The 19936-nt window shown below is 70.8% G+C and carries 18 protein-coding genes and 1 pseudogene; 15 read left to right on the top strand and 4 right to left on the bottom strand.

The window, feature by feature from the left end; translation table 11 throughout:
* The first annotated feature begins 102 nt into the window (after window positions 1–102).
* The 12 genes from OG390_RS10925 to OG390_RS10870 all read left to right on the top strand — a co-directional run bounded on the left by OG390_RS10925 (window position 103) and on the right by OG390_RS10870 (window position 14358).
* On the top strand, window positions 103–702 hold the full coding sequence (locus OG390_RS10925) for a hypothetical protein (protein WP_406167034.1): 600 nt from the start codon (window positions 103–105) through the stop codon (window positions 700–702).
* The gene (locus tag OG390_RS10920; protein WP_406167033.1) at window positions 699–1316 is read left to right on the top strand and encodes a TetR family transcriptional regulator; all 618 of its coding nucleotides are present in this window, start codon (window positions 699–701) and stop codon (window positions 1314–1316) included. The genes OG390_RS10925 and OG390_RS10920 overlap by 4 nt, the downstream gene beginning before the upstream one ends.
* A gap of 134 nt (window positions 1317–1450) precedes the next feature.
* On the top strand, window positions 1451–3718 hold the full coding sequence (locus OG390_RS10915; protein ID WP_406167031.1) for a molybdopterin oxidoreductase family protein: 2268 nt from the start codon (window positions 1451–1453) through the stop codon (window positions 3716–3718).
* A gap of 121 nt (window positions 3719–3839) precedes the next feature.
* Window positions 3840–5261: a CitMHS family transporter gene (locus OG390_RS10910; RefSeq protein WP_406167029.1), complete on the top strand. Its 1422-nt coding sequence runs from the start codon at window positions 3840–3842 to the stop codon at window positions 5259–5261.
* A gap of 106 nt (window positions 5262–5367) precedes the next feature.
* The gene (locus OG390_RS10905) at window positions 5368–6597 is read left to right on the top strand and encodes an MFS transporter (protein ID WP_406167028.1); all 1230 of its coding nucleotides are present in this window, start codon (window positions 5368–5370) and stop codon (window positions 6595–6597) included.
* Between the two features lie 102 nt (window positions 6598–6699).
* Entirely contained in the window at window positions 6700–7332 is a 633-nt protein-coding gene (locus tag OG390_RS10900) for a hypothetical protein (protein WP_406167026.1), read from the top strand.
* Window positions 7319–8089: a class F sortase gene (locus OG390_RS10895; protein ID WP_406167024.1), complete on the top strand. Its 771-nt coding sequence runs from the start codon at window positions 7319–7321 to the stop codon at window positions 8087–8089. Before OG390_RS10900 ends, OG390_RS10895 begins: the two co-directional genes overlap by 14 nt.
* A gap of 272 nt (window positions 8090–8361) precedes the next feature.
* A complete protein-coding gene (locus OG390_RS10890; RefSeq protein ID WP_406167022.1) occupies window positions 8362–9705 on the top strand; it encodes an ABC transporter ATP-binding protein in 1344 nt (447 codons plus the stop codon).
* Window positions 9706–9724: 19 nt separating this feature from the next.
* On the top strand, window positions 9725–10180 hold the full coding sequence (locus OG390_RS10885; RefSeq protein ID WP_406167021.1) for a DUF3574 domain-containing protein: 456 nt from the start codon (window positions 9725–9727) through the stop codon (window positions 10178–10180).
* A 125-nt stretch (window positions 10181–10305) separates the two neighbouring features.
* The gene (locus tag OG390_RS10880) at window positions 10306–11694 is read left to right on the top strand and encodes an aldehyde dehydrogenase family protein (protein WP_406167019.1); all 1389 of its coding nucleotides are present in this window, start codon (window positions 10306–10308) and stop codon (window positions 11692–11694) included.
* Window positions 11695–11704: 10 nt separating this feature from the next.
* Window positions 11705–12787 carry a Zn-dependent alcohol dehydrogenase gene (locus OG390_RS10875; RefSeq protein WP_406167017.1) on the top strand — a complete coding sequence of 361 codons (1083 nt, stop codon included), beginning with the start codon at window positions 11705–11707 and terminating at the stop codon, window positions 12785–12787.
* 194 nt (window positions 12788–12981) lie between these two features.
* Window positions 12982–14358 carry an MFS transporter gene (locus OG390_RS10870; protein ID WP_406167015.1) on the top strand — a complete coding sequence of 459 codons (1377 nt, stop codon included), beginning with the start codon at window positions 12982–12984 and terminating at the stop codon, window positions 14356–14358.
* A 23-nt stretch (window positions 14359–14381) separates the two neighbouring features.
* Here the strand turns inward: OG390_RS10870 and OG390_RS10865 are convergent, their stop codons facing one another.
* From OG390_RS10865 to OG390_RS10855, 3 genes are all read right to left on the bottom strand, one after another.
* Window positions 14382–15347, bottom strand: coding sequence for a DMT family transporter (locus OG390_RS10865; protein ID WP_406167013.1), 966 nt, complete (start codon window positions 15345–15347; stop codon window positions 14382–14384).
* Between the two features lie 178 nt (window positions 15348–15525).
* Entirely contained in the window at window positions 15526–16251 is a 726-nt protein-coding gene (locus OG390_RS10860) for an ArsR/SmtB family transcription factor (protein WP_406167012.1), read from the bottom strand.
* Window positions 16252–16450: 199 nt separating this feature from the next.
* Window positions 16451–17092, bottom strand: coding sequence for a TetR/AcrR family transcriptional regulator (locus tag OG390_RS10855; RefSeq protein ID WP_399088682.1), 642 nt, complete (start codon window positions 17090–17092; stop codon window positions 16451–16453).
* Between the two features lie 111 nt (window positions 17093–17203).
* On the opposite strand from OG390_RS10855, the gene OG390_RS10850 reads away from it, so the two are divergent.
* The 3 genes and pseudogenes from OG390_RS10850 to OG390_RS10840 all read left to right on the top strand — a co-directional run bounded on the left by OG390_RS10850 (window position 17204) and on the right by OG390_RS10840 (window position 19377).
* Complete coding sequence (locus OG390_RS10850) at window positions 17204–18355, top strand: acyl-CoA dehydrogenase family protein (protein WP_406167009.1); 1152 nt, start codon at window positions 17204–17206, stop codon at window positions 18353–18355.
* A gap of 102 nt (window positions 18356–18457) precedes the next feature.
* Window positions 18458–18667: pseudogene (locus OG390_RS10845) on the top strand (YiaA/YiaB family inner membrane protein); the annotation flags it as partial.
* A gap of 83 nt (window positions 18668–18750) precedes the next feature.
* Window positions 18751–19377: a TetR/AcrR family transcriptional regulator gene (locus OG390_RS10840; RefSeq protein ID WP_406177603.1), complete on the top strand. Its 627-nt coding sequence runs from the start codon at window positions 18751–18753 to the stop codon at window positions 19375–19377.
* Window positions 19378–19465: 88 nt separating this feature from the next.
* On the opposite strand, the gene OG390_RS10835 is transcribed toward OG390_RS10840, so the two are convergent.
* Complete coding sequence (locus OG390_RS10835; protein ID WP_406167007.1) at window positions 19466–19927, bottom strand: MaoC family dehydratase; 462 nt, start codon at window positions 19925–19927, stop codon at window positions 19466–19468.
* Between the last annotated feature and the right edge of the window lie 9 nt (window positions 19928–19936).

Raw genomic sequence — 19936 nt, 5'->3', positions numbered from 1 at the left:
CTGAAATCGTCTCCCGGAGTACTACCCAGGGCTTGGCGTACCGCCCAAGAACCCGACTCCAGGGGGATCCGGCTGTCGGAGCGGTGTTCTACGCTCCCCGGCATGTCGTGGACGCGTGGACTGCTTGCCGCGCTCGCGGTCTGCGCCCTGCTCGTCGGATCGGCGGGCTGCGCCACCGGCGACGCGCACGAGCGCAAGGACGGAATGTCGGCCTCCCCCGTGGGCAAGCTGCTGGATGGGTCCGACGAGGAAGGGCGGCTCTACCGTGAAGTGGACAAGAAAGGTGCACCGGAGGTCGAGATCGAGGTCCAGCCGGACTCCGACGACAGCTGGGACGTGACACTGACCGTCCACCGCTTCCGCTTCTCACCCAAGGGCACCCGCCCCGTGCCGGTGGCCGGCCGGGGCATCGCCCACCTGTATGTGGACGGCCGGACCATCGCCCGGCTCCGCACCGCCGAGTACCACCTGGCCCGCGACCTCGTCCCGCGCGGCACCCACCATGTCACCGCGCGTCTGTACGCGGACGACGGCACCGTGTGGGCCGTCCACGGCAAACCGGTAGAGAGCACCGCCGACATCACGGCGTCCAAGGCCGGGTCGGCGGTGCCACCGACCGCGACCACGACCGTGAGTGGGACCGGCACCGGGGCCCGTAGTGATACGGGAGGTTCACCGGACCCCGGCGGAAAGGCATCATGAAGCCCGTGCCCCATGCGACCTCGCTGCGCAGAGCGCCCGTACAGCGGCGCAGTGCCGAACGACTGACCAGAATCCTCGACGCCTGCGCCGACCTCCTCGACGAGGTCGGCTACGACGCCCTGAGCACCCGTGCCGTGGCCCAGCGGGCCGGTGTGCCCATCGGCTCCGTCTACCGCTTCTTCGGCAACAAGCGCGCCATGGCCGACGCGCTCGCCCAGCGCAACCTGGAGCGCTATGCCGAGCGCGTCACCGAGCGCCTCCAGGAGGCGGGCGGCGGAGGCTGGCGCGCGGCCATGGATGCCGTGCTCGACGAATACCTCGCCATGAAGCGCACCGCGCCCGGCTTCTCCCTCGTCGACTTCGGCAACCAGATCCCCGTCGGCTCCGGAGCCGACCAGCCCAACACCCGAGTTGCCGACCGCCTCACCGAACTGCTCTCCGGCTACCTCGACCGCACCCCCGACGAGGATCTCCGCCGCACCTTCCTGGTCGCCGTGGAGACCGCGGACACCCTGGTCCACCTGGCCTTCCGGATCGCGCCGGAGGGGGACGAGCGGATCATCGAGGAGGCGCGGGAGCTGTTGCGGGCGTACCTGGCCAGGGTCCTGGACTGAAGGGTTCGCGTGGGCGGTGAACCACTGGCAAATTTCCGACCGCACCCCCAGTGACCCCTCCCCTCCATGCATACCGGTCGGTATGCTCAGCCCAGTCCGTGTGCCACCGCCGCCACCGCCCTCCGGGAGGACCCGTGACCCGCACCTCCGGCACCACCCCCGACTTCCGCACCGCCTTGCGTGTGTGCCCCCTGTGCGAGGCCACCTGCGGGCTGACGCTCACCATCGAGGGCACCCGGGTGACCGGTGCCCGGGGCGACCGCGACGATGTGTTCAGCAAGGGGTTCATCTGTCCCAAGGGTGCCTCCTTCGGGGCGGTCGACGGGGATCCGGACCGGCTGCGCGCTCCCCTCGTCCGCAAGGGCGGCGAACTGCGGGAGGCGACCTGGGAGGAGGCGTTCGACGCGGTGGCCGCGGGACTGCGGCCGGTCGTCGAGCAGTACGGGCCGCACGCCGTCGGCATCGTCCTCGGCAACCCGAACGTGCACACCATGGCCGGCGCCCTCTACCCGCCCGTCCTGCTCACCGCGCTGCGCACCCACAGCCTCTTCACCGCCTCCACCGTCGACCAGATGCCCAAGCACGTCTCCAGCGGACTGCTGTACGGCGACGCCAACGCGATCCCCGTACCCGACCTCGACCACACCGACCACCTCCTGCTCATCGGCGCCAACCCCCTGGAATCCAACGGGAGTCTGTGCACCGCCCCCGACTTCCCCGGCAAGCTCAAGGCGCTGCGCGCACGCGGCGGCACGCTGACGGTCATCGACCCGCGCCGGACGCGTACGGCCAAGCTCGCCGACCGTCACGTGGCGATCCGACCCGGCACCGACGCACTGCTGCTCGCGGCGATGGCGTATGTCCTCTTCGAGGAGAAGCTCGTCGACCTCGGAGCCCTCGCCCCGCACGTCCGGGACGTCGACGAACTCGCCGAAGCCGTACACGACTTCACCCCCGAGGCCGCGAGCCAGGCCTGCGACGTCGACGCGGACACCATCCGGGCACTGGCACGCGAGCTCGCCGCCGCGCCCACCGCCGCCGTCTACGGCCGTATCGGCAGCTGCACCGTGCCGCACGGCACCCTCGCCAGCTGGCTCGTCGACGTCCTCAACATCCTCACCGGCAACCTCGACCGGCCCGGCGGTGCCCTCTTCCCGCAGGCCGCGACCGACAGGACACCCCGGCCCGCGGGCCCCGGACACGGCTTCGCGCTCGGCCGCTGGCGCAGCAGGGTGAGCCGCCACCCCGAAGCCAAGGGCGAACTGCCGCTCTCCGCCCTCGCCGAGGAGATCGACACCGCCACCGAGGACGGCAGCCCGGTCCGCGCCGTCATCGCCGTCGCCGCCAACCCCGTACTGTCCGCACCGGACGGCGACCGCCTCGACAAGGCGCTGGGCGCACTGGACTTCATGGTCAGCGTCGACCCGTACCTGAACGAGACCTCGCGCCACGCCCACGTCGTCCTGCCGCCGCCCCCGCCCTCGCAGAGCGCGCACCACGACTTCGCCTTCAACACCCTCGCCGTACGCAACCAGGTCCGCTACAACCGCCCGGCCGTCCCCCTGGAGCAGGGCCGCATGGCGGAGACCGAGATCCTCGCCCGGCTCGTCCTCGCCGCGACCGGCATGCATGGCGCCGACCCGTCCGCCGTGGACGCCATGGTCATCGACTCCACCCTCGGCAAGTCCGTCACCGAGGCACACTCCCCGGTGCACGGTCGCGACCCGAAGGAACTCGCCGACCGGCTCACCGGTGTCAACGGCTCCGAGCGGCGGCTCGACATGATGCTGCGCCTCGGCCCGTACGGCGACGGTTTCGGCGCCAGGCCGGACGGGCTGAGCCTCGCGAAGCTGCTGGCCCATCCGCACGGCATCGACCTCGGACCGCTGCGGCCGCGCCTGCCGCAGCCACTGAAGACGCACAGCGGGAAGATCGAGCTGCTGCCCGGCCCGATCGTCGACGATCTGCCGCGCCTGCGCGACGCCCTGCGCGAGCGCCCGGCGGCCCTGGTGCTGGTGGGCCGCCGCCATCTGCGCTCCAACAACAGCTGGATGCACAACGTGCCCGCCCTCACCGGCGGCTCCAACCGCTGCACCCTGCACATCCACCCCGAGGACGCCGAACGCCTCGGGCTCGCCGACGGGGCTGCCGTACGCGTCAAGGGCGCCGGGGGAGAGGTGACGGCCCCCGCCGAGATCACCGACGCCGTACGACGCGGTGTGGTGAGTCTGCCGCACGGCTGGGGACACGACCGCCCCGGCACCCGGATGAGCCACGCCGCCCTGGACCCGGGCGTCAACGTCAATCAGCTCCTCGACGGCTCGCTTCTTGATCCGCTGTCGGGCACGGCGGTGCTCAACGGCGTGCCCGTGGAGCTCGCGCTCACCGATACAGGCCTGTGACCTGGAGTTTTGCGCTTATTGCTCGCGTGTCAACATCTTGTTAACGCTCGCGGGCCCGACCTAACGTCGCCCTACCGCCGGCCCTGGTGGGAGTTCAAGGGCGAACGTTAGGTATCCATTCATGCTGACCATCCTCGGCTTCGCCATGATCGCGACCTTCCTGGTCCTGATCATGCTGAAGAAGATGTCGCCGATCGCGGCGCTCGTGCTGATCCCGGCACTCTTCTGTGTCTTCGTCGGAAAGGGCGCCAAGCTCGGTGACTACGTCATCGACGGCGTCACCAGCCTCGCTCCCACGGCGGCGATGCTGATGTTCGCGATCGTCTACTTCGGTGTGATGATCGACGTCGGTCTCTTCGACCCGATCGTCCGGGGGATCCTCAAGTTCTGCAAGGCCGACCCCCTGCGGATCGTGGTCGGAACGGCGGTCCTCGCGGCGATCGTCTCCCTCGACGGGGACGGCTCGACCACCTTCATGATCACGGTCTCGGCGATGTACCCGCTGTACAAGCGCCTGAAGATGAGCCTGGTCGTGATGACCGGTGTCGCCGCGATGGCCAACGGCGTGATGAACACGCTGCCCTGGGGCGGCCCGACCGCTCGCGCCGCGACCGCGCTGAAGCTCGACGCGAGCGACATCTTCGTCCCGATGATCCCCGCCCTCGCCGTCGGTCTCCTCTGCGTCTTCGCCCTCTCGTACGTCCTCGGCCGCCGCGAGCGCAAGCGGCTGGGCGTGCTGACGCTGGACGAGGTGCTGGAGCCGCAGGAGGCGGAAACGGTTCTGGTCGGCGCGGGCGGCTCGGGGTCCGGCTCCGCAGGCAAGAAGTCCGTGGCGACCGGCGGTTCGGGCTCCGGTACGGACGCGGACGCCCCGGAGGTGGACTCCTCCGAGGACGACGGCTTCCAGGGGCTCGACCCGAACCGCGCGACCCTGCGCCCCAAGCTCTACTGGTTCAACGTGCTCCTCACGGTCACCCTGCTCACCGCCATGATCATGGAGTGGCTGCCGATCCCGGTCCTCTTCCTGCTCGGCGCCGCGCTCGTGCTCACCGTCAACTTCCCGCACATGCCCGACCAGAAGGCCCGCCTCGGCGCCCACGCCGAGAACGTCCTCAACGTCTCCGGCATGGTCTTCGCCGCCGCGGTCTTCACCGGCGTCCTCCAGGGCACCGGCATGGTCGACCACATGGCCAAGTGGCTGGTCTCCAACATCCCGGCCGGCATGGGCCCGCACATGGCCTTCGTCACCGGCGTCCTGAGCATTCCGCTCACGTACTTCATGTCGAACGACGGCTTCTACTTCGGCATCCTTCCCGTCCTCGCCGAGGCGGGGCAGGCGCACGGTGTCTCGTCCCTGGAGATCGCCCGCGCTTCGCTCGTGGGGCAGCCGCTGCACATGTCGAGCCCGCTGGTGCCGGCTGTATACGTCCTGGTGGGCATGGCGAAGGTGGAGTTCGGCGACCACACGCGGTTCGTGGTGAAGTGGGCGGCGCTCACGTCGCTGGTGGTGCTGGGGGCCGGAATTCTGTTCGGCATCATCTGATCGGCGGTCATCGGCTGACAGACATCGACAACTGTCAGCCGGAAACCGCCACCCGCCACCCGCCACTTGCCACCTGTCATCTGTCGTCCGTCATCGGAGGATCACCGTGGGGCCCGGTCGGAATCGCGGCTGGCTGCTGCGCCTCGTCATCGCCTTCACCTTCACACAGGGAGCGGTGTCGATGGCCCGGCCCGCCGTCTCCTACCGGGCCCTCGCGCTGGGCGCGGACGAGCGCGCGGTCGGTGTGATCGCGGCCGTGTACGCACTGTTGCCGCTGTTCGCCGCCGTACCGCTGGGCCGTCGCACGGACCACGGCCGCTGTGCGCCCTTGTTGCCCGCCGGTGTCGTGCTCATAGCCGGCGGCTGCGCGCTGAGCGGTAGGGCGGACTCGCTGCCCGCGATGGCGGCGTGGAGCGGAGTCATGGGCCTCGGCCACCTCTGCTTCGTGATCGGTGGCCAATCGCTTGTCGCCCGCCAGTCCGCCCCGCACGAACAGGACCGCAGCTTCGGCCACTTCACCATCGGGGTCTCGCTCGGCCAGTTGATCGGCCCGATCGCGGCGGGCGTGCTGATCGGCGGTCCCGACATGGCGGGCAGCAGCGCGCTCGCGCTGCTCGTGGCGGGTGCGGTCGCCGCGGTCTCGTTCACTTCGCTGTGGCGCATCGAGGACCGTACGGCCGTCCAGTCCCGTACCGGACAAGGCGAACGGGTGCCCGTCCAGCGCATTCTGCGGGCCCGGGGCGTGCCGGCGGGCATCTTCATCAGCCTCGCCGTGCTGTCCGCGACGGACATTCTCACCGCGTATCTGCCGGTCGTGGGGGAGCATCGGGACATCGCGCCGTCGGTGATCGGTGTGTTGCTGAGTCTGCGGGCGGCGGCCACCATTGCCTGCCGCCTGGTGCTGACGCCCTTGCTGCGGCTGCTCGGCCGGTCTCTGCTGCTCACCGTGACGTGTTTGCTGGGGGGTCTGCTGTGCGCAGGCATCGCGCTGCCGGTGCCGGTGTGGGCGCTGGCCCTGATGCTCATCGTGCTCGGCTTCTGTCTCGGTGTCGGTCAGCCGCTCTCCATGACGACGGTCGTCCAGGCCGCTCCTGACGGCGCCCGTTCCACGGCCCTCGCCCTGCGCCTGACCGGCAACCGGCTCGGTCAGGTCGCTGCCCCCGCGACGGCGGGCCTGGTCGCCGGTGTCGCGGGCGTGGCCGCGCCGTTCGTGATGCTGGGCGCGTTGTTGCTGCTGTCGTCGGGGATCGCGCTGCGCTCGCCGGAGAAGCCCGCGCGCGTCGGTGGTGAGGCTCCGCGGGCCAGGGTGCCGTTGCGCCGGAAGAGCGATATCTGACGGGCCGCAGGGCGCTGTTGCCGAGATCGCTGGGGCACATGTGAGAGGCAGTCAGATGACAGTTGGACTTGTATGACAATCATCTGACTCGGAGGACTGAGCATGCCCACCTCGTCTCTTCAGCGCCGCGTCGGCGCCCGCACGGGCGCCGCCACCCTGGCGGCCCTCACCGTCGCGGGCGCCGCCCTGATGGGGGTACCGGCCGCCGTCGCAGCTCCTGGTGACAACGGAGACGTAAAGATCCACAAGGCGACCGTGCCCGTCGACTCTCAGAACAACGATCCGATGGTGTGCGGGTTTTACCTGGACGCCTTCAACTTCGGCGGCCTGCAGAACGTCAGCTGGGCCATCGAGACCCAAGCCCATGTGGCGGACGGTGTGGCCCTCGCGGGCGACATCGCCATTCCTCCTTCCGGCCACGGCTGGACCAAAGATCTCTCACTGCCGAACGGCCAGTACAGCCTCACCTGGACTTTCGAGGGTGCCAACGGCGCGGGCAGGCACAAGGCCTTCCAGGTCGACTGTCCGTACGGCACCCCGAGCCCGACACCGACGCCGACCGAGACTCGGCTCGGCGGCGGCCCCGGCGGCCCGAACGGCGGACCTCCCGCCGGCGGCGGCGGTGTCGCCCCCCGGGACTTCTCGCCGGTCGCCGGCGCGGTGGCCGTGGGCCTCGTCGTGACCGGGGGAGTCGTGTACCTCCGGCTGCGCCGCCGCCCCCATGGCGCCGCGTAGACGCTGCCGCAGGCCCTGGTACCGGACGCGCGCCTACCGCCTGACGCGGACCGTCGTGGTCGTCGTCGGTCTGGTGGTGGGCGGCGTCCGGTGTGCGGGGGACGACGAGCCCGCCGGGCCCGTCGTCGCGGCCGGCGCCGAACTCGCGGACCCGGCCGTGGCAGGCGGACTCGCCGGCGGGACGAACTCCCGCCGGCCCGGCGGCGGCGACGAGCGCGGCGCCAAGCCCCGCCGTCTCCCGCCCGCCCGGCCGGCCCGGCCCGCACCCCCGCCCAAGCCTCTCCCGCGTTCCCCGGCGACCTCGCTCCGTATCCCGTACTTCGGCCTGGAGGCCCCGATCGTCGGTCTCCGGCTCGACCGTGAGCGGCGGCTCGCCGCGCCGCCCGTGGACGACCCGAAACTGGTCGGCTGGTACCAGGACGGGCCGACGCCGGGAGAGTCGGGCACGGCCGTCGCGGTCGGCCACCGTGACACCAGGACGGGGCCCGCGGTCTTCGTCGCGCTCGGCCAACTCCGGCCCGGCAGGCTCGTCGAAGTCCGGCGCGCCGACGGGCGGACCGCCGTCTACACGGTGGACGCCGTGAAGACGTACGAGAAGGCGCACTTCCCCGACAAGGAGGTGTACGGCGACAGGGGGCGCCCCGAACTGCGTCTGATCACGTGCGGCGGTGTCTACGACCGCAAGAGGGGCTACGCCGGCAATGTCGTCGTGTTCGCGCACCTCACGGAGACCCGGAGGCGGGCCGACACGGGATGAGGCACCCGCCGCGTCGAGCCCGGCGGCGCGCGATCGGGGCCTCGGCTCCCCGGTATCCGGCCGTCCGCTTTTCTCGGCACCCGGTCCTCCGCTTCACCGGTAGGCGATCGTCCGTTTCCGCCCGTGTCGAACCGGACCGTCCGATCCCGCCGCGCATCTTCCCCCGGGCACGCGCGGTCCGTTAACTTCCGTGACTCATACGTCCCGTACGACCCGTACGGGACTTCGACCGCGGAGCATCAGAGTCCCGTGAGCCCTCGGGGGCACCCGTCATGACACGCGCCATCTCTCTGTACAACATCAGCAAGTCGTACACCCGCGGTGTCCGCGTGGTGGAGCGGCTGTCGCTCGACATCCGGCCGGGCGAGTTCCTCGTGCTGCTCGGGCCGTCCGGCTGCGGCAAGTCGACCGTGCTGAGAATGATCGCCGGGCTGGAGGAGGTCACCGAGGGCGAGGTGCGCCTCGACGGCGAGTACGCCAACGATCTGCCGCCGTCCGGGCGGGACATGGCGATGGTGTTCCAGAACTTCGCCCTCTATCCGAGCATGACCAGCCGCGACAACATCGGCTTCCCGCTGCGCATCGAGACGCCCGGTGAGGATCCGCGTCCGCGCGTCGACGCCACCGCCCGGATGCTCGGCATCCAGGACCTCCTCGACCGCTTCCCCAATCAGCTCTCCGGCGGCGAACGCCAGCGTGTTGCCATGGGCCGGGCAATCGCCCGCCATCCCTCCGCCTTCCTCATGGACGAGCCGCTGTCCAACCTCGACGCCAAGCTCCGTAATCACCTGCGGGCCGAAATCTCCAAACTCACCCGGGAGTTGGGCGCGACGACGGTGTACGTCACCCACGACCAGGCCGAGGCGATGTCGCTCGGCGACCGTGTCGCGGTGCTGCGCGGCGGAGTTCTGCAGCAGCTGGGCACACCCCGCACGGTCTATGGGCTGCCCGCGAACGTCTTCGTCGCCGCCTTCATCGGCACCCCGCGGATCAACCTGCTGCGCGGTCTCGTCAGGGCGCCGCTCGACGGGGCCATGTCGATCAGCCTCGGCAAGCAGTACCTGAGACTGCCCGAACCGCTGTCCCTGGACCACCAGTTGCTGCGGGTGCAGCAGGGGCGCGAGGTCATCGTCGGGCTGCGCTCCGAGGCGATCCGGCTCGCCAAGCCGTCCGCCGCGCGGCCGGGCGAGGTGGCGATCAGCGGGCTCGTCGAGCATGTGGAGTTCCAGGGGCACGAGGTCCTCGTCCACTTCAACACCGGCTCGCGGCCCGCCGTCGTACCGGAGTTGGAGGCGCCGCGCCCGACCCGTCCGGCCCGGCGACGGCGCCGCGAGGGCACTGTCCTGGACCGGCTGCGGGAGCGCGCCGGAGCGCTGCGGGCCGGGCCGGTCGTGGTCCTGGAACATCCGGGGGACGCGGGACCCGACTACCCCGAACCGGCGCCGCCCGACGGACGCCTGCCCGGTGACCTCGTCGTCCGCACCACCCCCGACATCGAACTCCGCCACGGCATGCAGGTGCCCCTCCTCGTCGACATCGCCCATCTGTTCGTCTTCGACCAGCACGGTGAACGCATCTGCCCGGCTCCGGCGCGGCTGCCAGATCTGGAGGAGTAGATTCCGCTAGGCAGGCGCCATGACTCCGTACCGCAGCACTCGCTCCCGGCTGGCTGCCGTGACCGCCACCGCCTTGTTTGCCGCCGGCGCCCCGACGGCGTACGCCCTCCTCGACGACCCGGAGCCGCAGGCCCCGGTCCGTGGCGAGGCGTACATCGAGAGTCGGCTCTTCTTCGGCACGGAGCGACCCGACGGCGGCGCGGCCGTCACCGACCGGCAGTTCGTGGCCTTCGTCGACAAGGAGGTGACGCCGGACTTTCCCGACGGACTCACCGTGCAGAACGGGCGCGGGCAGTGGCGGGACGCGCGCGGCACGATCGAGCGCGAGCGGTCGTACGAGCTGATCCTGATGTATCCGGTGGTACAGGCACGCGCGAGCGACACGAAGATCGAGGAGATCCGGCGCGCGTACGAGAAGGCCTTCGCCCAGGAATCCGTGGCCAGGGTGGACGAACCGACTAGGGTCGACTTCTGAGCCCTCCGGGCCGAGGGTGCCCGTGAGGCCGGGGCGGGCCGATTCCGCCGGGTCCCTCTGGCGCCCGAAAACTATCATCGCTAGTTTAGGGTGCGGACGACGCGGCCCCGCTCGGGAGGAACACGATGAAGGCACACGACGGCATGTACATCGACGGCGCCTGGCGCCCCGCCGTCGGCGCGGACACGATCGAGGTCGTGAACCCCGTCGACGAGCAGGTGATCGGCCGGGTCCCTGCGGGCACCGCCGAGGATGTCGACATCGCCGTACGGGCCGCACGTGCCGCGCTCCCCGGATGGGCCGCGACCCCGCCCGCCGAACGGGCCGCCAGGCTCACCGCACTGCGTGACGTGCTCGTCGCCCGCAAGGACGAGATCGCCGAGACCGTCACCGCCGAACTCGGGGCGCCGCTGCCGTTCTCACAGATGGTGCACGCGGGCGTGCCGATCGCGGTGGCGGGCTCGTACGCCGAACTGGCGGCGACCCACGCCTTCGAGGAGAAGGTCGGGAACTCGACCGTCTACCAGGAGCCCGTCGGTGTCGTCGGCGCGATCACGCCCTGGAACTACCCGCTGCACCAGATCGTCGCCAAGGTCGCCCCGGCACTCGCCGCGGGCTGCACGGTGGTGCTCAAGCCCGCCGAGGACACCCCGCTCACCGCCCAGCTCTTCGCGGAGGCCGTGGCCGAGGCGGGCGTCCCGGCCGGTGTCTTCAACCTCGTCACCGGCCTCGGCCCGGTCGCCGGACAGGCCCTCGCCGAACACCCGAACGTGGATCTCGTCTCCTTCACCGGCTCCACGGCGGTCGGCAAGCGGATCGGCGCGACCGCGGGCGCCGCGATCAAGCGGGTCGCCCTCGAACTCGGCGGAAAGTCCGCCAACGTCGTCCTGCCGAGCGCGGACCTGGCCAAGGCCGTCAGTGTCGGCGTCGCCAACGTGATGTCCAACTCCGGCCAGACCTGCAGCGCCTGGACCCGCATGTTGGTGCACACCGCGCGGTACGACGAGGCGGTCGAGCTGGCCGCGGCCGCCGCGGCGAAATACGGCGACCGCATCGGCCCGGTTGTCAACGCCAAGCAGCAGGCACGGGTGCGGGGTTACATCGAGAAAGGCGTCGCCGAGGGCGCCCGGATCGTCGCGGGTGGCCCCGAATCGCCCCGGGATCAGGGGTACTTCGTCAGCCCGACCGTCTTCGCCGACGTCACACCCGACATGACGATCGCCCAGGAGGAGATCTTCGGACCGGTGTTGTCGATCATCCGGTACGAGGACGAGGCGGACGCCCTCCGGATCGCCAACGGCACGGTGTACGGGCTCGCGGGCGCGGTGTGGGCGGGCGACGAGGCCGAGGCGATCGCCTTCGCTCGGCGACTCGACACCGGTCAGGTCGACATCAACGGCGGACGCTTCAACCCCGTTGCCCCGTTCGGGGGTTACAAGCAGTCGGGCGTGGGGCGCGAGCTGGGATCGCACGGGCTGTCCGAGTACCTCCAGACCAAGTCCCTTCAGTTCTAGGAGCATTCACGTGGTTCGCGCTGCCGTACTTCCCGCCGTGGGGGCTCCGTTGGAGATCGCCGAGATCGACCTGCCGGAACCCGGCCCCGGCCAGGTCCGCGTCCGACTCGCCGCCGCCGGGGTCTGCCACTCCGACCTCTCCCTGTCCGACGGCACCATGCGGGTGCCCGTCCCGGCCGTTCTCGGCCACGAGGGCGCCGGCACCGTCGTCTCCGTCGGCGAGGGCGTCACCGATGTCGTCCCCGGTGATGGTGTCGTCCTCAACTGGGCGCCTTCCTGCGGCAGTTGTCACGCCTGCTCGCTGGGCGAGGTCTGGCTGTGCGCCAACGCGCTGACCGGCGCCGGGAACGTGTACGCGCGCCGCGCCTCCGACGGGAGTGACCTCCACCCCGGCCTGAACGTCGCCGCGTTCGCCGAGGAGACCGTCGTGGCCGCCGGATGCGTCCTCCCCGTGCCGGACGGCGTGCCCCTCGCCGACGCCGCCCTCCTGGGCTGCGCCGTCCTCACCGGATACGGGGCCGTCCACCACTCCGCCGGGGTCCGACAGGGCGAGACCGTCGCGGTGTTCGGGGTCGGCGGGGTCGGGCTGGCTGCGCTTCAGGCCGCCCGGATCGCGGGCGCGTCGAAGATCGTCGCGGTCGATGTCTCGCCGGAGAAGGAGTCGCTCGCGCGCGCGGCGGGTGCGACGGACTACGTCGTCGCCTCCGACACCACCGCACGCGAGATCCGCGCTCTCACCGGCAAGCAGGGCGTCGACGTGGCCGTCGAATGTGTGGGCCGCGCCGTGACCATCCGTACCGCCTGGGACTCCACCCGGCGCGGCGGCCGCACCACGGTCGTCGGCATCGGCGGCAAGGACCAGCAGGTCACCTTCAACGCCCTGGAGATCTTCCACTGGGGCAGGACGCTCTCGGGCTGTGTGTACGGCAACTGCGATCCGGCGCGGGATCTGCCGGTGCTGGCGGAGCACATCCGTGCCGGCCGCCTCGACCTCGGCGGCCTGGTCACCGACCGGATCGCCCTCGAGGGCATTCCGGCGGCCTTCGAGAACATGATCGCGGGCAAGGGCGGGCGCGCCCTGGTCGTCTTCTAGCCCGCATCCACCGGGACCCCGGCCGCATTCCGCGGCCGGGGCCTTCGGCGTGCCCATGCCCCACCAGTGGTTGCCATGTGCAGGTAAAAACTGCTGCTGCAGGACCCGTTGACGTCCATACCGTCCGGTCAGTACGTTCCCCGGAACCGCGGCCACCCCCCGTTCCGTCCCCGCACCCACCGGAGTGTGCACGCATGGACACGGCACCTTCCGCTCTCCCCGCCACGACCTCCGCTCCCGACACCCGCAACCGCCGCAAGGTGGCCACCGCAGCCGCCCTCGCGTCGGCCGTCGAGTGGTACGACTACTTCGTCTTCGGTATCGCGGCCGCCCTCGTACTGGGCGACCTGTACTTCCCCGCGGGCGGCTCCTCCACCGGAGTGCTCGCCGCGTTCGCCACGTTCGCCGTGGGCTTCCTCGCCCGTCCGCTCGGCGGCGTCATCGCCGGCCACCTCGGCGACAAGCGAGGCCGCAAACCGATGCTGGTCCTCGCCCTGACCCTGATGGGCCTGGCCACCACGGGCATCGGCCTGCTCCCCACGTACGACACCATCGGCATCGCCGCCCCGATCCTGCTCGTCGCCCTGCGCGTCGTGCAGGGCATCGCCGTCGGCGCGCAATGGGGCGGCGCCATGCTGCTCGCCACCGAGTACGCCCCCGAGGGCAAGCGGGGCGTGTACGGCAGCTTCGTGCAACTCGGCGTCCCCATCGGCGTGGTGACCGCCAACACGGTCTTCCTCGTCGTCGGGGCGGCCACCAGCGAGAGCGCGTTCGCGGCCTGGGGCTGGCGCGTGCCTTTCCTGGTCGGGCTGTTCGTCCTCGGACTTGCCTGGTACATCCACACCCGCGTCGAGGAGACCCCCGAATTCCGGCAAGCGGAGCGGGCGTTGGCACAGAAGGAGCAGGGCGAGAAGGGTTCGCCGTTGCGCACGATCCTGCGCGGGCACCTCGGCACGGTGTTCCTCGCGGGCGGCTCCTTCGCCGTGAACACGGCGACCTTCTACATCCTCATCACGGGCGTCCTCGACTACACCACCCGCGAACTCGACATGAAACGCAGCGCGGTGCTCACCGTCTCGCTCTGCGTAAGCCTCACTCAGCTCGTGCTGATCCCCGCGTCGGCCGCGCTCTCCGACCGCATCGGGCGCATCAGGATCTACGCGCTCGGGGCGGTCGGCATCGCGCTGTGGGCCGTGCCGCTGTTCCTGCTGATCGACACGGGATCGCTGGTGTGGCTGGCGGTCGGCACATTCGTCGCCAGTTGCTTCCTCAGCATCATGTACGGGCCTCAAGCCGCCCTGTTCGCCGAACTGTTCACGCCCGAGATGCGGTACACCGGCGCCTCGCTCGGCTACCAGATCGCCGCCGTGTTCGGTGGCGGACTGGCCCCCTTCGTGATGGTGCTGCTCCTCGAGGCGACCGGCACATCGATGGCCGTGTCCGCGTACATCATCGGGCTCGCGGCGATCGCCCTCGTCTCGATCAGGATCCTCGTGGGCCGGGCGGCGGCGGGAGAAGGCCGAGTGCCGGAAGCGCCGGAAGTGCCTGCTGTGTCGGCCCGCGAGAGCTGACCCACGGCTGACGAGCCCGGCCGTCAGGCTTGTTCCGGCTCGGGCTCGGGCCGCGGTTCCGGAGTGCGCTCCGGGGCCGCGGCCTTTCCTGCGCGGGGACGGGAACGGGACACCGCCACACCTGCCAGGCACAGCGCCCCGCCCGCCAGGGTGAGCAGCCCCGGGACCTCGTCGAGGAACAGCCAGGACATCAGCACTACAAGGGCGGGTACCGCGTACGTCGTCGCGCCCATGCGGCTCGCGGTCGTACGGGCGAGGGCGTACGCCCAGGTCGTGAAGGCCAGCGCGGTCGGGAAGACGCCCAGGTAGACCATGTTGAGCGTGGCCGAGGCGGGCGCGTCGACGGCCTCATGGACCAGCTGCCCGGCGAAGGGCAGACAGGTGACGGCCCCGACCAGGCAGCCGAACGTCGTGACCTGGAGCGCGCTCGCCCGCCCGAGCGCCGGCTTCTGCGCGACGACCCCGGCCGCGTAGCCCACGGCGGCGAGCAGACACAGGACGACCCCGAGGATCGAGGAACCGCCCTCACCGGACATCGACAGCCCCACGGTGGCCGCACCGGCGAACGACACCGCCATACCCGCCAGCAGCCGCGGCGGCATCGCGTCACCGAGCAGTCGGGAGCCGAGCAGGGCGATCAGGATCGGACCGATGTTCACCACCAGTGCCGCCGTACCGGCGTCCACCTGCTGCTCGCCCCAGTTGAGGACGACCATGTAGAAGCCGAACCACAGCAGTCCGGATATGGCGATCCCGCGCCAGGCCGTGCGCGGCGGCCACCCCTCTCGGCGCACGAGGCAGACGGCCCCGAGCGTGACGGAGCCCGCCAGCAGCCGTCCCAGCGCCAGCGCGCCCGGCGAGAACGCTGCACCCGCGCTCCGGATCGACACGAAGGCCGAGGCCCACAGGACGACGGTGACGGTTGCCGCACCCGCGGCGAGCAGTTCCGCGCGGCGGGGGTGCGGGGCGAGTCGGGTCGTGGTCATCATGCTCCTGAGGCTAGGCGGGGGCGCGGGGTGGGGCTGGCGGATTTCGGACGCGATGGTGAGAGGCGCAGGCAGGGGCAGGGCGTCTTCGCCTGCCATGAGACGTCTGCGTGACGCATGAATCGCGGCGCATGAATCGCGGCGCATGAACGCGGCGCATGAACAAGGGCGTTCCGCTTGATCAGTGGAGTGCCGTCGGCTCGATCCCCAGCAGGTCCGCGAGGGCGCGTTCGCCTTCGGAGGTGACCTTGACCGCCCGTTCCGACCCGATGCGCACACACCACTGTGCGTCGAGGGCGTGCCGGCACAGCGCCGCACCGGCGGTACCGGCGAGGTGGGGGCGACGCTCGGTCCAGTCGAGGCAGGCACGGGTGAGCGGGCGGCGGCCGGTGCGGTCGAGGCTGATTCCCGCGGTGTCGAACCACCGCAATCCCGCGTCCGTGAGTGCGAACCCGGTGTCCTGGCGGAGCAGTCCGCGCCCGGTCAGAGCATCGGTGAGGGCGATGCCGAGCCGTCCGGCGAGATGGTCGTAACAGGTGCGACCGCGCGCCATGGCCGAGCCCGCGCTGGACTCCCGCAGGGTGCGTGGGCGTTCGGCCGCATGTGGTCTCACGTGGGCGGCGAGGTCCTCGACGAGTTGCGCGACGCGGGCGTCGGCCAGCCGTACGTAGCGGTGGCGGCCCTGTCGTTCCTCGGTGAGCAGGCCGCCGGTCACCAGCTTGCCGAGGTGCTCGCTGGCGGTCGACGGCGCGACTCCGGCGTACCGCGCCAGCTCACCCGCTGTCCACGCCCGCCCGTCGAGCAGCGCCAGCAGGAACCCGGCGCGCGTCTCGTCCGCCATCAGCCCGGCCAGCGCCGCGAGCCCCGGGCCCACCGGATCCTTCGGCCTCGTCATGCTCCCCAGCATGCGACATGAACGCTTCGGCGGAGACCGAAAGGTTGAGTGCCGGGGCATGGGGTTTGCCGGCCCCTCCGTCCCTGTCCGATTTCGTCACGGGGGGCTCCACCCCCAAAGCCCCTGAAGACGAGCGCGTCAGCGCGATACGGGGGGTCCGGGGGCGGAGCCCCCAGGTACGGGACGGGTAGGGGCGGAGGGGGCGAAAACCTCAGTCCCCCCGAGTCGCCCGCTCGTACTGCAGGCTCAGCCCGTCCAGCAACGCGCTGAGCCCCGTCTCGAACGCCCGCTCGTCGATCTTCTCCTGTTGCTCGGCAAGGAGATGAGCCTGCCCGAGGTGGGGATAGTCGGCGGGATCGTACGCGGTCGCATCGTCGACGAAGCCGCCGGCGAACGAGCCGAGCGCGGACCCCATGATGAAGTACCGCATCAGCGCCCCGATCGACGTGGCCTGCGCCGCCGGCCACCCCGCATCGACCATGGCCCCGAACACCGCGTCGGCAAGACGGAGCCCGGCGGGCCGGCGCCCGGGCCCGCGCGCGAGGACCGGGACGATGTTCGGGTGGTCGCGCAGCGCCGCCCGGTAGGAGACGGCCCAGTCGTGCAGGGCGGTACGCCACTCACGGCCGTCCTCGAACATCGACAGGTCGACCTGCGCGCTCACCGAGTCCGCGACCGCCTCCAGGATCTGGTCCTTGGTGCGGAAGTGGTTGTAGAGCGACGGCCCGCTCACCCCCAGCTCGGCAGCGAGCCGGCGCGTCGAGACGGCCGCCAGGCCCTCGGCGTCCACCAGGGCCCGTGCCGTCTGGACGATGCGGTCGGTGCTGAGCAGGGGCTTGCGCGGTCGGGCCATGGCGCACATAGTAGGGCTGCACCTGGAAACTAGCAGTGCTAATTTAAATGTACGGCTTTCAATGTACGGCTTCCGAAGGTCGCTGTCCGTCTATCTGTGGGGTGACTCGGCATGAACCTGGAGCTCAGCGAGGAGCAGACCGCCGTCCGGCGACTCGCCAAGGACTTCGTGGACCGCGAGATCGCCCCCCATGTCATCGAGTGGGACCGCGCCGAAGAGGTCGACCGGTCCCTCGTGAAGAAGCTCGGTGAGGTCGGCTTCCTCGGGCTCACCATTGACGAGGAGTACGGCGGCAGCGGCGGCGACCATCTCGCGTACTGCCTCGTCACGGAGGAGCTGGGGCGCGGCGACTCATCGGCGCGCGGAATCGTCTCCGTCTCGCTGGGCCTGGTCGCCAAGTCGATCGCGTACTGGGGGAGTGAAGAGCAGAAGCGGCGGTGGCTGCCGGGGCTCACCTCCGGCGAGTACGTCGGCTGCTTCGGGCTCACCGAGCCCGGCACCGGCTCGGACGCGGGCCATCTGTCGACGAAGGCCGTGCGCGACGGGGACGACTACGTCATCAACGGCACCAAGATGTTCATCACGAACGGCACCTGGGCCGACGTCGTGCTGCTCTTCGCCCGTTCCACCGACGACCCGGGCCACAAGGGTGTCTCCGCCTTCCTCGTGCCGACGAACACGCCCGGCCTGTCCCGCCGCACCATCCACGGCAAGCTCGGTCTGCGCGGACAGGCCACCGCCGAGCTGGTCCTCGAGGATGTACGCGTGCCGGTGAGCGCCATGATCGCGCCCGAGGGCAAGGGGTTCGCCGTCGCCATGTCCGCACTCGCCAAGGGGCGGATGTCCGTGGCCGCGGGCTGCGTCGGCATAGCCCAGGCGGCACTGGACGCGGCGGTGACCTACGCGACCGAGCGCGAGCAGTTCGGAAAGACCATCGCCCATCACCAGCTCGTGCAGGAACTGCTCAGCGACATCGCCGTCGACGTGGACGCGGCCCGCCTGCTGACCTGGCGGGTCGCGGATCTCATCGACCGCGGCCTGCCGTTCGCGACGGAATCCTCCAAGGCCAAGCTCTTCGCCTCCGAGGCCGCCGTGCGCGCCGCGAACAACGCCCTCCAGGTCTTCGGCGGCTACGGCTACATCGACGAGTACCCGGCGGGGAAGCTGCTGCGCGACGCCCGCGTGATGACCCTCTACGAGGGCACGAGCCAGATCCAGAAGCTGGTCATCGGGCGCGCGCTGACGGGAGTCTCGGCCTTCTGAGGAGCGCCATCGGAACAGCGCTCTCGACGTTCTGAGTACGTGGGCTGAGTATCCGAACGGATGTGGTGGCAGCCGCATCGTCCGACCCTGGTCCGCATGAACATGAATGGGACACCGGTCAAGCAGCAGTCGACCGCGGCCTTCTACGGCCAGGCGGTCGCCTCGTTCTCCGTCGCCATCGTCGCGACCGCCATCGGCATCTTCAAGCTGGAGGCCGACGCCTGGGTGCGCTCCTTCCTGGGTGTCGCCGTCCTCTATCTGGTGACCTCGTCCTTCACGCTGGCCAAGGTGATCAGGGACCGCCAGGAAGCGGTGCGCTGAACGGGGACACTAAGCGCTCGCTCAGGTTCAGGGGTATGGTGTTCACCCTGGCAGTGGAGAAGGGGCGGACAGCGATGAATACGGCGGAGGAGACGGCCGGCGCCGAGATGCAGCCGTGGGCCGAGGTCACCCCGGACGCGGCCCGACGGCTGCTCGTCGCCGCCGTGGAGGCCTTCGCCGAACGCGGGTACCACGCGACGACGACCCGGGACATCGCGGGCCGCGCGGGCATGAGCCCGGCCGCGCTCTACATCCACTACAAGACCAAGGAAGAGCTGCTCCACCGCATCAGCAGGATCGGCCACGAGAAGGCCCTCGACATCCTGCAGACGGCCGCCCAGGGCGAGGGCACGGCGACCGAGCGCCTCGCCGACGCCGTGAGCTCATTCGTTCGGTGGCACGCGGGCGGCCGCACCACCGCACGGGTCGTGCAGTACGAACTGGACTCGCTCGGCCCGGATGCCCGCGCCGAGATCATCGGACTGCGCCGCCAGGTCGACGCCGAGGTGCGCGGCATCATCGAGGAGGGTGTGGCCGCGGGCGACTTCGATGTCCCGGACATTCCCGGCACCACGCTCGCCATCCTCTCCCTCTGCATCGACGTGGCCCGCTGGTTCAACGTCAATGGCCGCCGGACCCCGGACGAGGTCGGCGCGCTCTACGCCGACCTCGTCCTGCGGATGGTCGGGGCCAAAAAGTGACCGTGCCCCGTAGGGGGCACAGGGAGTTGCGCGACCAGCCGCGGACGGCGGGCCGTCCGTGGACGGCCCGCGGCTGTCGGCGCCGCACTCAGAAGTAGTACCGAGACACCGACTCGGCCACGCACACCGGCTTGTCCCCGCCCTCGCGCTCCACGGTCACCGCAGCCGTGACCTGGACTCCGCCGCCGGCCTCGGTGACCTCCTGGAGGACCGCGGTCGCGCGCAGCCGGGACCCCACCGGTACCGGCGCGGGGAAACGCACCTTGTTCGAACCGTAGTTGACGCCCATCTTCATACCCTCGACGCGCATCACCTGCGGCACCAGTGCGGGCAGCAGCGACAGCGTGAGATAGCCGTGCGCGATGGTCGTGCCGAAGGGGCCCGCGGCCGCCTTCTCCGGGTCCACATGGATCCACTGGTGGTCGCCCGTGGCGTCCGCGAACAGCTCGATCCGCTTCTGGTCGATCTCCAGCCAGTCGCTGTGACCCAACTGTTCGCCCACGGCCGCCTTCAGTTCGTCGGCGGATGTGAAGATCCTCGGCTCTGCCATGTCCCTGGC

The sequence above is a fragment of the Streptomyces sp. NBC_00996 genome, assembly GCF_045162675.1.
Taxonomy (GTDB): Bacteria; Actinomycetota; Actinomycetes; order Streptomycetales; family Streptomycetaceae; genus Streptomyces.
This window is presented reverse-complemented; position numbering and strand designations above follow the sequence as displayed.

Coding starts and splice junctions, on each gene's coding strand:
- OG390_RS10890 (WP_406167022.1), top strand. CDS start 8,362: ATGACACGCGCCATCTCTCTGTACAACATCAGCAAGTCGTACACCCGC.
- OG390_RS10855 (WP_399088682.1), bottom strand. CDS start 17,092: ATGGCCCGACCGCGCAAGCCCCTGCTCAGCACCGACCGCATCGTCCAG.
- OG390_RS10865 (WP_406167013.1), bottom strand. CDS start 15,347: ATGATGACCACGACCCGACTCGCCCCGCACCCCCGCCGCGCGGAACTG.
- OG390_RS10885 (WP_406167021.1), top strand. CDS start 9,725: ATGACTCCGTACCGCAGCACTCGCTCCCGGCTGGCTGCCGTGACCGCC.
- OG390_RS10870 (WP_406167015.1), top strand. CDS start 12,982: ATGGACACGGCACCTTCCGCTCTCCCCGCCACGACCTCCGCTCCCGAC.
- OG390_RS10835 (WP_406167007.1), bottom strand. CDS start 19,927: ATGGCAGAGCCGAGGATCTTCACATCCGCCGACGAACTGAAGGCGGCC.
- OG390_RS10920 (WP_406167033.1), top strand. CDS start 699: ATGAAGCCCGTGCCCCATGCGACCTCGCTGCGCAGAGCGCCCGTACAG.
- OG390_RS10900 (WP_406167026.1), top strand. CDS start 6,700: ATGCCCACCTCGTCTCTTCAGCGCCGCGTCGGCGCCCGCACGGGCGCC.
- OG390_RS10860 (WP_406167012.1), bottom strand. CDS start 16,251: ATGCTGGGGAGCATGACGAGGCCGAAGGATCCGGTGGGCCCGGGGCTC.
- OG390_RS10840 (WP_406177603.1), top strand. CDS start 18,751: ATGAATACGGCGGAGGAGACGGCCGGCGCCGAGATGCAGCCGTGGGCC.
- OG390_RS10850 (WP_406167009.1), top strand. CDS start 17,204: ATGAACCTGGAGCTCAGCGAGGAGCAGACCGCCGTCCGGCGACTCGCC.
- OG390_RS10910 (WP_406167029.1), top strand. CDS start 3,840: ATGCTGACCATCCTCGGCTTCGCCATGATCGCGACCTTCCTGGTCCTG.
- OG390_RS10925 (WP_406167034.1), top strand. CDS start 103: ATGTCGTGGACGCGTGGACTGCTTGCCGCGCTCGCGGTCTGCGCCCTG.
- OG390_RS10895 (WP_406167024.1), top strand. CDS start 7,319: ATGGCGCCGCGTAGACGCTGCCGCAGGCCCTGGTACCGGACGCGCGCC.
- OG390_RS10880 (WP_406167019.1), top strand. CDS start 10,306: ATGAAGGCACACGACGGCATGTACATCGACGGCGCCTGGCGCCCCGCC.